Raw genomic sequence first — 10,860 nt, forward strand, 5'->3', positions numbered from 1 at the left:
TCGCGATCGATTTTGAGATAAAATCCGGCATCCCGTCCTGCCTCATGTGCCGGAATCACGCTGCCGGCGGTCACGGGGTCAAGGAATGCCAAAAGGGCCTTCCACTCTAGAACGGACACCCAAGTCCGCGGGTTGCAAAGTGTTGCACCTTTGTAACAAAGTAAAGTGTTTGAAATGTTGTGCGCCGTATCGGGATTAACCCTAGATAATCGGCTCCGGGTTCGATTCCAGGTTTTTTACGAACCCCTGTCAACGGGTCTTCGTTTCAAACGTTCTATGCCTGTCGCGTCGCCGACGCTCCTTGAGCAGCGCGGGTTTGACGCCCCCGGCAGGCTGATTCGTCCGATTTTCGGACGAAATGCATCCAGCCCGGACCGCCGGCAGGTTGCCGACCCATACCTGGTTTTTAGCCGATTTTTTAGGAGTTACGCATGCGAATCGCCCAAATCGCTCCGTTGCACGAAGCGGTGCCCCCGAAACTGTACGGTGGTACCGAGCGAGTGGTGTCCTACCTCACCGAAGCACTTGTCGAGATGGGGCATGACGTCACGCTCTTCGCGAGCGGCGATTCGCAAACCTCCGCGAAGCTCGAAGCGTGCTGGCCGCAGGCGCTGCGCCTCGACCCGACGATCCGCGACGTGATGGCCCCGCACATGCTGCTCCTCGAGCAGGTGCGCCGCCGCGCGGAAGAGTTCGATGTCCTGCACTGCCACATCGACTACTACCCGTTCTCGCTGTTCTCGCGCCAGCCGGTCCCGCATCTGACGACGATGCACGGCCGTCTCGACCTGCCGGAACTGCAGCCGATCTTCAACGCATTCAACGACGTGCCGGTCGTGTCGATTTCCGACAACCAGCGCATCCCGCTGCCGCAGGCGAACTGGCTGTCGACCGTCTACCACGGCCTGCCGGAGAACCTGCTGACGCCGATCCCGAACGTGAAGCCGAGCTACCTCGCGTTCCTGGGCCGCATCTCGCCGGAGAAGCGCGTCGACACGGCGATCCGCATCGCCGAGCAGGCCGGCCTGCCGATCAAGATCGCCGCGAAGCTCGACAAGGCTGACCGCGCGTACTACGAAGAGAAGATCAAGCCGCTGTTCGCGCTGCCGCACGTCGAGTACATCGGCGAAATCAGCGAGTCCGAAAAGACCGAATTCCTCGGCAACGCGCACGCGCTGCTGTTCCCGATCGATTGGCCGGAGCCCTTCGGCCTGGTGATGATCGAGGCGATGGCTTGCGGCACGCCGGTGATCGCGTTCAAGCGCGGCTCGGTGCCGGAAGTGATCGACAACGGCGTGTCGGGCTTCGTCGTCGAAGACGAACTGTCGGCTGTTGCCGCGCTCAAGCGCCTCGATACGCTGCCGCGCGAGAAGGTTCGCGCCGCGTTCGAAGCCCGCTTCTCGTCGAAGGTGATGGCGCAGAACTACGTGAAGGGCTACGAGGAACTGCTGCGCCAGAAGCGCCGCACGGTGCTCCGCGAAGTCAACGCAAGCTGATTGCGGGCCGCCGCCGCGTTGCGGCGTGCGGCTTGCCATCGACGCCCCGTCCGGGTTCCCGGCGGGGCGTTGTCACATCCGCGGCGCGGATCTGTTGTATTCTCGCCGCGCCCGACGCCGCGAACGGCCCCCGAAGCGGCCCGGCATGGCATCCGTCCGTCTGTCCAGACGGTAATGTCCCTATAATGGCCGTGCCGTGAAATCCGGCCCCGCACGAATATCCAGAGGAGAGCAGTCTTGGCGAGAACGAAATCCACGCGCGCAGCGCCGGCCCCCGGCGCCGGTGTGATCTTCGCGTTGCGTGCGATCGGTCTCGTGCTGCTCGCGCGCTGGCTGTTCTCGATGTCCCAGATGGGTTATCGGTCGTCGCTGTCGGCGATGGTGTCGTCGCCCTGGGCCTTCGTCTATCTCCTGCTGATCTTCCTGCTGCTCGCGCTGCCGGGCGCCGTCGCGCGCGCCGAACGGCCGTTTCATCCGCTGCCGCAGTGGCTGCGCCAGGCGCTGCGCGTCTTCGCGCTGATCGGTTTCCTGTTCGCGGTCTGGTCGATCGGCATGTTCGTATGGGTGGACGGCTGGCGTCTCGCGCTGCATGCGGTGACGGCGACCAACGGCTGGCTCGTTGCCGCACCGGCGCTTTACGCGGCGATCGTCTGGATCTGCCGCCCGCGGCCGCTGTGGCGGACCAACGTGGCCGCCCGCCGCTTCGCGGTCGGCCGTTATGCGATTTCGCTCGACGTGCTGACGCGCACCACGATCGTGTGGATGGAAAGCCGCAAGGTCGGCCAGTACGACGCGCGCGAACTGTCGGTGCGCTGGCCCGGCCGGGCGGCGCGTGCCGCAGGCGAGGGTGCGTTGGACGCGCAGCCGGCCGTCGTGCCGCCGCGCCGCGGCAGTCTCTTCAATCGACCGAAGGTCGAACTGCTGTGGGATTCGCCGGCGGCCGTCGGCCATAACCGGCAGATCGTCATGCGTGCGCCGCTCGCAACCGAAGGCGACCGCGTCGCGGTGCTCGCACTCGACGCCGCGCTCAAACAGATCGTCTGACAAGTCCCGCGCACGGCAGGCGGGCGACAAGGAGGCGTGATGATCGTCCGCTGGTTGCTGGCTGCCATTCACCTGAGTGCGTTCGGCGTCGCGTTTGCCGCGATCGCGGGGCGTAATCGCGCGTTGCGCCGGCTCATCGCGTCGGCGCAGGCGGCCGACTTGCCCGGCGTATTCAAGGCGGATGCCGCGTGGGGGCTGTCGGCGCTCGTGCTGATCGTGACGGGCCTGATGCGCGCGTTCGGCGGTTTCGAGAAAGGCTCGGCGTACTACCTGCACGAACCGCTCTTTCACCTGAAGATGACCGCGCTCGTGCTGATCCTGCTGCTCGAGATCGTGCCGATGCTCGGGTTGATCCGGTGGCGCGTCGCCGCGCGGCAGCAGCAGATGCCCGATCTTGGCCGTGCGCGCACCTATGTGCGGATCGGCCATTGGCAGGCGGTGCTGGTGATCGTCATCGTGTTCGCCGCGTCGGGGATGGCGCGGGGGATTGGGGTGGCCGGGTAGGTGCGGCCAGGTATGTGCGGTCGGCTAGGCCAGGCCGCGCAGGCGCGGCCCGTTAGGTATGGCCTTGGCGAGGCCGGCCAGGTCAGCCATCGCTGTCACCACCATCATCGCGATCCCGTTCGACCCGCGCAGCGTTTCCGCCCGATACCCACCAGCCCGGCCGCAGGCCGCATCGCTTCTCCCGATTCCGGCTCGACCGGGCGATCCTGCCGCCCGGTCCGTCCCGTGCTCAACGCACGAGGCAAGGGCGCTTGTTGTTGAAGGTCCAACCCGGAATCAGGTACTGCATCGCCGCCGCATCGTCGCGGGCGCCGAGCCCGTGCTGCTTGTACAACTCGTGCGCGACCGCGACGGCGTCCATGTCGATATCGATGCCGAGCCCCGGCCGCTTCGGTACCTCTACCAGCCCGTTCTCGATCTTCAGCGGTTCGCGCGTCAGCCGCTCGCCGTCCTGCCAGATCCAGTGCGTGTCGATCGCGGTGACCTGGCCCGGCGCGGCGGCCGCGACGTGCGTGAACATCGCGAGCGATACGTCGAAGTGGTTGTTCGAATGCGAGCCCCACGTGAGGCCCCAGTCGCGGCACATCTGCGCGACGCGCACCGAACCCTGCATCGTCCAGAAGTGCGGATCGGCGAGCGGGATGTCGACGGCCTGCAACTGCACCGCGTGACCCATTTGCCGCCAGTCGGTCGCAATCATGTTGGTGGCCGTCGGCAGCCCCGTCGCGCGGCGGAATTCGGCCATCACCTCGCGGCCCGAGTAGCCGTTCTCCGCGCCGCAAGGATCTTCCGCGTAGGCGAGCACGTGATGCTGGTCGCGGCACAGCCGCACGGCCTCATCGAGCGACCATGCACCGTTCGGGTCGAGCGTCACGCGCGCGTCGGGGAAGCGCTCGGCGAGCGCCGTCACGGCCTCGATCTCGCTCGCGCCTTCGAACACGCCGCCCTTCAGCTTGAAGTCGTTGAAGCCGTAGCGCGCATGCGCGGCCTCGGCGAGTCGCACGACGGCCTCGGGCGTCAGCGCGGCTTCGTCGCGCACGCGCGTCCAGTCGTCGGTCGCGCCGCTGCCGTCGCGGTAGGCGAGTGCGGTCTTCGTGCGGTCGCCGATGTAGAACAGGTAGCCAAGCATTTCGACACGCTCGCGTTGCTGGCCCTCGCCGAGCAGCGCGGCGACCGGCACGCCGAGATGCTGGCCGAGCAGGTCGAGCAGCGCGGCTTCGAGCGCGGTGACCGCGTGGATCGTCGTGCGCAGGTCGAAGGTCTGCAGCCCGCGGCCGCTCGCGTCGCGGTCGGCGAAGGTGCGCCGCACGTCGTTGAGCACCGCGTGGTAATTGCCGACCGGCTGGCCGACGACGAGCGCGCGCGCATCGTCGAGCGTGCGGCGGATGCTTTCGCCGCCCGGTACTTCACCGACGCCGGTCCGGCCCGCGCTGTCCTTCAGGATCACGAGGTTGCGGGTGAAGAACGGGCCGTGCGCGCCGCTCAGGTTGAGCAGCATGCTGTCGTGGCCGGCGACCGGAATCGCTTGCAGGTCGACGATACGCGGCGTGTCGTGGGAGGGCGAGGCAGTGACGGCGTTCATGGGCGGCGATGGCGAAAGGGTGGGCAATGCCGTGCGGCAAAAGCTTTGCCGCGCGCGGCGGGAGGTGCGATCATTCGACAACCGACATGCGCGGCGCGCAAGCCCCGCAGGTCGACGCAACCCGGAACGGGGTGGGAGCGGCAACCGATCCAGCGGAGCGCAGAACGCGAACGCTGGCTGATCGTAAAGCATGGGACCAGGCGGCGCTGGAATGCTCGCTTGAGTCGACAGGAGATCCGTGTTTCGATCATCAGTCGTCGGATGACTTGTGACGCAGTATAATGAATCATCGGCTTTCGCTCAAACCCCGCGTAAACCCTCGGCTCACATTACGATCATTCAAAAAGGAACCGGCCTCATGTCCGTCCCTACGCTTCCCGCCGCGCCGCGCCGTCGCGCACGCAGCCTCGCACAAGATGTCGTCGACGCGCTGACCGCGCAGATCGAAAACGGCACGCTGCGTCCCGGCGACAAGCTGCCGACCGAAACCGAAGTCATGGCGGCGCAGGGCGTGAGCCGGACGGTCGTGCGCGAGGCGATCTCGCGGATGCAGGCGAGCGGCCTCGTCGAGACGCGCCACGGCATCGGCAGCTTCGTGCTGGAGCCGTCGCGCCGCCAGACGCTCGGCATCGACCCGGCGACGATCACGACGCTGCGCGACGTGCTCGCGGTGCTGGAGCTGCGCATCAGCCTCGAGAGCGAATGCGCGAGCCTTGCCGCGCAGCGCGCGAACGATACCGACCTGGCCGCACTGCGGCGCGCGCTCGATGCGATCGCATCGGGGGCGGGCGGCGGGCGCGACACCGCGCAGCTCGACTTCCAGTTCCATCTGCAGATCGCGCAGTCCACCGGCAACCGCTATTTCGTCGACATCATGACGCAGCTCGGCACGTCGATCATCCCGCGCACGCGCGTGAATTCGGCCCGCTTTGCCGGCGACGATCTCGAGCGCTACGTCGGCCGGCTGAATCACGAGCACGAGGACATCTACGAAGCGATCGCACGCCACGACCCGGAGGCCGCACGCGCCGCGATGCGCACGCACCTCACCAACAGCCGCGAACGACTGCGCCGCGCGCACGAAGCGGCCGAGGCCGAGCGCGACACGCAGGCCGGCTGACGCGCCGGGCGACGCGGCCGGTGTTGCCGCCGGCCTGGTCGAATCGCCTCAACATCAGTCGTCATACGAGACGGAGCTCCCTTCATCGATCACCGGGGCCGGGCGGCCTTTCCGCCGCCGGCCGCCGGCACCGCCGATCAGCCTCCCTTCGTCGTGATCGTCTTCCACGCGCCGCTCTTCACCTGGTACAGCGTCGACATCCCGCTCTTCAGCGAGCCGTCGTTCGCGAACGAGATGCGGCCGGTGACGCCTTCGAAGTCGATCTTCTTCAGCGCCGGGCGATAGACCTTCGGGTCGGTCGAGCCGGCCGCCTGCATCGCCTTGATCGCCGCCCACGCTGCGTCGTAGCCGAACTGCGCGTACGACAGCACGTCGACGCCGAAGCGCTTCTTGAAGCGCTGTTCGAAATCCTTCCCTTGCGGCAGCTCGTCGAGCGGCCGGCCGTATTCCCACGCCATCGCGCCTTCGGCGGCCGGGCCCGCGATCTTGATGAACTCGTTGTCCTTCACGCCGCCGCCGCCGACGAACTGCGCGTTCAGCCCGAGCTGGCGCATCTGCTTGATGAAGTTCGCGGCGAGCGAGTCGAGGCCGCCGAAGAAGATCAGGTCGGGGTTCTTCGCCTTCAGGCTCGTGATCTGCGCGCGGAAGTCGACGGCCTGGTTGCTGGTGAATTCGCGGCCGACGAGGTTCCCGCCCGCGGCCTTCACGGCCTTCTCGAACTCGTCGGCCTCGCCCTGGCCGAACGCGGTGCGGTCGTCGATGATCGCGATGCGCTTCGCCTTCGTCACGTCGACCGCGTACTTGCCCGCGTTGCCGGCGTTCTGGCCGTCGGTCGCGATCACCATGAACATGTTTGCGAGCCCGCGCGCGGTGAGCGTCGGGTTGGTCGCGGCCGGATCGATCACCGGGATGCCGGCCTTGTCGTAGACGACCGAGGCCGGAATAGTCGTCCCCGAGTTGAAGTGGCCGACCACGACCGACACGTTCTGGTCGACGAGCGCCTGCGCGGCCTGCACGCCGATGCGCGGGTCGGCCTGGTCGTCCTGCACGATGAGATTGAAGTGAGCGGGCTTGCCGGCGATCTGCACCTTCTGCGCGGCGGCATCGTCGAGCGCGAGCTGCACGCCGTTCTGCAGGTCCTTGCCGTAACCGGCGTTCACGCCCGTGAGCGGCGCGGCGAAGCCGACCTTCACGTCGGTCGTATCGGCGGCCTGGGCGGCCTGTTGCGAGAGGAGGGCAAGCGCGGATGCAATCGACACCGACAGCAGGGAATGACGGAATTTCATGTTGTTCCTCTTGTTCGACACCTGCGAGTGAGTACCGCATGCGCTCGGGCGGGCCGGACGCGTGCGACGGGCGGGCGGTTCGACCGCTTCTCGGAATCGGGCGGGGAGGTCGGCATCGTGATCCTCGGAAGAATCTCCCGTCAGGCTCCATCAAGAGCCCCGATCGCCTCGATATATAGGTCGCCGATATGCCCGGGTCTTGGCAATTTGCCGCGCATTCGGTGCGGATTTGCGCATAGCTTCCGCGCGTGCGGCGGCAGCCGGTATCGGGAGTTTCCCGTCGCGAACGGAACGGGGGGAGTGGGGGGAGGAGCAGGGAGGCGGCGCGGCCCGCCGGGGCCGCGCCGCGCACGGGACGCCGTCAGTCGGACAGGGCGTCCGATGCGGCTTCGGCATCGTCGTGCGATGCGTGCGTGCGGATCAGCGGATCGCTGGTGCTCGGGCGGCCCGTCTCGACGTGGCCCGCGAAGCGGCGCAGGAAGCCGAGCAGCCGGCCGTCGCTGACGGTCAGGTCATACCAGCCGTGGCTGCCGCGCAGATCCCAGTAGTCGTCGATCTGCTGGCCCGGCGCGAGGTCGAACGTGCGCGCGCGGCCGTGGCCGTACGCGTTCGTGACCTTGAGCCGCACGGCCTTGTGGCCGCGGTTCATCAGGCGCAGCGTGATGTTGCCGTTCGCGACGTCGTAACCGTAGATCACCTCGGGGTTCACGTTCGCGCTGCCGACACCGGTCGCGAACGGGCCGCGGAAATGGCAGTAGAAGCCGTTCGGGCCGTACACGTCGAGGTCGTACAGGCCGAGCGACGCGGCGGCGCTCCACGTGTCGTCGATCCGCTTGCCGGCTTCGACCGTGTACGCCCACGGGCCGTCGAGACGGTTGCGTGACTGCACCTGGAACGACGCGCCCGCGCGACCGGTGTTCGCGAAGGTCAGCCGGAACAGGCCGTTCACCGATTCGACGCGGCCGTGCGCGAACAGCTCGTACGGCAGCGCGCGCGCCGGACGCAGTCCGACCTCCTGCTTCGGCAGCTTCTGAAACACCGGCGGCACGGGGATGTAGTCGGGATGGCGCAGGCGGTCGGGCGGCGCGTAGCCGCTCGTGTCCGGCAGCTTCGGCCAGCCGGCGTCGGCCGTCGCGAAATCGAACGCGGCGGTCAGGTCGCCGCACACCGTGCGACGCCACGGCGAGATGTTGCCGGCCTTGACCGGGTATTGCGCGCCGAAACGTGCCTCGATGAATTGCAGCAGCGACGTGTGATCGTAGGTCTGCGAGCAGACCCAGCCGCCCTTCGTCCACGGCGACACGACGAGCATCGGCACGCGCGGCCCGAGCCCGTACGGGCCGGCCATGTGCGATGCGTCGCCGGGGAACACCTCGTTGGTCGTCGCGACCGTCGACAGCCCGTTGTCGCGCGACTGCGGCGCGAACGGCGGCTGCACGTGGTCGAAGAAGCCGTCGTTTTCGTCGTACGTGATGAAGAGCGCGGTCTTGCTCCATACCTCCGGATTCGACACGAGCGCCTGCAGCACCTGCTCGATGTACCACGCGCCGTAGTTCGCCGGCCAGTTCGGATGCTCCGAATACGCTTCCGGCGCGCAGATCCACGACACCTGCGGCAGCGTGCCGTTCTTCACGTCCTGCTGCAGCACGTCGAACAGCGTGCCGCCCGCGCTGATGTTGGTGCCGGTGCGCGCCTTGTCGTACAGCGGCGTGCCGGGCAGCGCGCTGCGGTACTGGTTGAAGTAGAGCAGCGAGTTGTCGCCGTAGTTGCCGATGTACGGGTTCTGCGTCCAGCCCCACGACCCGGCGGCGTTCAGGCCGGTGCCGACGTCCTGGTAGATCTTCCACGACACGCCGGCGTTCTCCAGCACTTCCGGATAGGTCGTCCAGCCGTAGCCCGCTTCCTCGTTGCCGAGCACCGGGCCGCCGCCCGTGCCGTCGTTGCCGACGTAGCCGGTCCACATGTAGTAGCGGTTCGGATCGGTCGAGCTCGGGATCGCGCAGTGGTACGCGTCGCAGATCGTGAACGCGTCGGCGAGCTGGTAGTGGAACGGGATGTCGTCGCGCTTCAGGTACGCCATCGTCGTGGTGCCCTTGTTCGGCACCCACTGGTCGTAGCGGCCCTTGTTCCAGGCGGCGTGCATGTCCTGCCAGCCGTGCGGCAGGTCCTGCAGGAACTGCAGGCCGAGCTTGTCCGCGCCCGGATGGAACGGCAGCAGTTCGGCCGGGCCGACCGGCTGGTGGAACACCGACTTGCCGTTCGCGAGGCGCAGCGGGCGCGGGTCACCAAAGCCGCGGACACCACGCATCGTGCCGAAGTAGTGGTCGAACGAGCGGTTCTCCTGCATCAGGATCACGATGTGTTCGATATCGCGGATGGTGCCGGTGCGGCGGTTCGCGGGAATCGCAAGCGCATCGCGAATCACGGGCGGAAACAGGTTCAGCGCGGCGGCGCCGGCGGTGCCGGCAGCGACGCGCAGGAAGTCACGACGGTTCGATCGGGTCATGGTCGTTATCGTGCGGTAAAGAGGGGAGCCGATTGGCAGGACCTGCTGGAAGGGCGCGCCCGGGTCGCAGGATGCGGCTGCGCCGGGTGGTGCCGTCGCGAGCATAGCGAGGAATCGGTGTCATTCATGTGAAGTCCGGAAACGTTTGCATCCGCATCGAAGCGATCTCGACGCAGCGTCGGGACAGCTATCGCCAGCAGTCGCGGTGCGGCAGGGATGAGGCGGGAAAGCGGTGTGGCGCGGCGCGGGATGCGCGCCGGTGAAGCGGAGGGCGACGCCGGCGTGTCAGGCGTCCGTGACCCACGCGCCGAACCATTCGCTCGGGCGCGCGATTTCGTCCTGCGCGGCGACGAGTTCGAGCTCGTAGCGGCGCGCATCGTAGGTGGCCTTCACGACCGCGTGGACGGCCGCGAGCGTGTGCTCGAACGCGGCGCGCACGGAGTCGCCGCGCAGCCGGCATGCGACGAAGATCGCGCTGGTCAGGTCGCCGACGCCGACCGGGTGGCGGGGAAACGCGTACAGCGGGCGCTGGCCGATCCACGCTTCGGTTTCGGTGACGGCGAGCATGTTGAAACGATCGGCGGGGCTGTTGCGGTCGTGCAGGTGCTTGACGAGGATGATCTGCGGGCCGCGGCGGATCAGTGCGCGGCACGCTTCGACGGCTTCGGCGACGGTTTCGATGCGCCGCCCGGCGAGCTTCTGCAGTTCGGTGTGGTTCGGCGACATGCCGTCCGCGAGCGCCGGCATCTCCTGGACCATGAATTCCTCGACGCCGGGCTCGGGCCGGATGCCGCCCGTCTGGCCCATCGCCGGATCGCAGAAGTACCACGCGTTCGGGTTCATCGCCTTCACCGAGCGGACGATCTCGACGGCCGCACGCGCCTGCGGCGGCGAGCCGAGGAAGCCGGACAGCACGGCGTCGCAGCGCTTGAGCGCGCCGATCGCGGCGATGCCGTCGACGAGCTGTTCCATCTTCGCGGCATCGATCGCGCTGCCGGCCCAGTGACCGTACTGCATGTGATTCGACAACTGGACGGTATTGAGCGGCCAGACGTTGATGCCGAGGCGCTGCATCGGGAACACGGCCGCACTGTTGCCGGCATGGCCGTAGATGACGTGCGACTGAATGCTGAGGACGTTTTTCATGGGAATCGCCTGCACGCGTTTCAGGGTCACGTCACACGATACCCGAGTTCGTCGCGCGCGCGGAAGTCGCGCGGCCCCGGAGTGTTGCGCGCCGTCGTCAGCGCGACCGCGTAGAATCGCGGGGCGCGAGGCGGCCCGGCTGCCCGCGTGTGTCTCCAATCACCGTGATCGCCATG

General features: G+C 67.6%; 8 protein-coding genes. 4 read left to right on the forward strand and 4 right to left on the reverse strand.

The features are described from left to right. Positions 1-431: 431 nt before the first annotated feature. The 3 genes from G3N93_RS10685 (at position 432) to G3N93_RS10695 (ending at position 3,044) form a co-directional block, all read left to right on the forward strand. On the forward strand, positions 432-1,496 hold the full coding sequence (locus G3N93_RS10685) for a glycosyltransferase family 4 protein (RefSeq protein ID WP_059235315.1): 1,065 nt from the start codon (positions 432-434) through the stop codon (positions 1,494-1,496). Positions 1,497-1,733: 237 nt separating this feature from the next. Beyond that, the gene (locus G3N93_RS10690; protein WP_174935149.1) at positions 1,734-2,540 is read left to right on the forward strand and encodes a hypothetical protein; all 807 of its coding nucleotides are present in this window, start codon (positions 1,734-1,736) and stop codon (positions 2,538-2,540) included. 39 nt (positions 2,541-2,579) lie between these two features. Then, positions 2,580-3,044, forward strand: a complete 465-nt coding sequence (locus G3N93_RS10695) for a DUF2214 family protein (RefSeq protein ID WP_174944379.1) — start codon at positions 2,580-2,582, stop codon at positions 3,042-3,044. Between the two features lie 229 nt (positions 3,045-3,273). Here the strand turns inward: G3N93_RS10695 and gudD are convergent, their stop codons facing one another. After that, positions 3,274-4,626 (reverse strand): glucarate dehydratase, encoded by a 1,353-nt coding sequence (gene gudD / locus G3N93_RS10700; protein ID WP_039348297.1) that lies wholly within the window; start codon positions 4,624-4,626, stop codon positions 3,274-3,276. A 358-nt stretch (positions 4,627-4,984) separates the two neighbouring features. Here gudD and G3N93_RS10705 point away from each other — a divergent pair, with 358 nt between their 5' ends. Further along, on the forward strand, positions 4,985-5,746 hold the full coding sequence (locus G3N93_RS10705; RefSeq protein ID WP_174934846.1) for a FadR/GntR family transcriptional regulator: 762 nt from the start codon (positions 4,985-4,987) through the stop codon (positions 5,744-5,746). Between the two features lie 137 nt (positions 5,747-5,883). Here the strand turns inward: G3N93_RS10705 and G3N93_RS10710 are convergent, their stop codons facing one another. The 3 genes from G3N93_RS10710 to pdxY form a co-directional block, all read right to left on the reverse strand. Further along, positions 5,884-7,032, reverse strand: a complete 1,149-nt coding sequence (locus G3N93_RS10710) for a branched-chain amino acid ABC transporter substrate-binding protein (protein WP_174935145.1) — start codon at positions 7,030-7,032, stop codon at positions 5,884-5,886. Between the two features lie 361 nt (positions 7,033-7,393). Next, the gene (locus tag G3N93_RS10715; RefSeq protein WP_206132995.1) at positions 7,394-9,538 is read right to left on the reverse strand and encodes a phosphocholine-specific phospholipase C; all 2,145 of its coding nucleotides are present in this window, start codon (positions 9,536-9,538) and stop codon (positions 7,394-7,396) included. Positions 9,539-9,823: 285 nt separating this feature from the next. Then, the gene (pdxY, locus tag G3N93_RS10720; RefSeq protein WP_041492785.1) at positions 9,824-10,684 is read right to left on the reverse strand and encodes a pyridoxal kinase PdxY; all 861 of its coding nucleotides are present in this window, start codon (positions 10,682-10,684) and stop codon (positions 9,824-9,826) included. Between the last annotated feature and the right edge of the window lie 176 nt (positions 10,685-10,860).

Origin of the sequence: Burkholderia sp. Se-20378, from assembly GCF_017104665.1 — a bacterium.
GTDB classification, from domain to species: Bacteria; Pseudomonadota; Gammaproteobacteria; order Burkholderiales; family Burkholderiaceae; genus Burkholderia; species Burkholderia lata.

What these genes read in the sequence shown, in the direction of transcription:
- G3N93_RS10705 (WP_174934846.1), top strand. Translation starts at nt 4,985, where the DNA reads ATGTCCGTCCCTACGCTTCCCGCCGCGCCGCGCCGTCGCGCACGCAGC.
- G3N93_RS10710 (WP_174935145.1), bottom strand. Translation starts at nt 7,032, where the DNA reads ATGAAATTCCGTCATTCCCTGCTGTCGGTGTCGATTGCATCCGCGCTT.
- pdxY (WP_041492785.1), bottom strand. Translation starts at nt 10,684, where the DNA reads ATGAAAAACGTCCTCAGCATTCAGTCGCACGTCATCTACGGCCATGCC.
- G3N93_RS10695 (WP_174944379.1), top strand. Translation starts at nt 2,580, where the DNA reads ATGATCGTCCGCTGGTTGCTGGCTGCCATTCACCTGAGTGCGTTCGGC.
- G3N93_RS10715 (WP_206132995.1), bottom strand. Translation starts at nt 9,538, where the DNA reads ATGACCCGATCGAACCGTCGTGACTTCCTGCGCGTCGCTGCCGGCACC.
- G3N93_RS10685 (WP_059235315.1), top strand. Translation starts at nt 432, where the DNA reads ATGCGAATCGCCCAAATCGCTCCGTTGCACGAAGCGGTGCCCCCGAAA.
- gudD (WP_039348297.1), bottom strand. Translation starts at nt 4,626, where the DNA reads ATGAACGCCGTCACTGCCTCGCCCTCCCACGACACGCCGCGTATCGTC.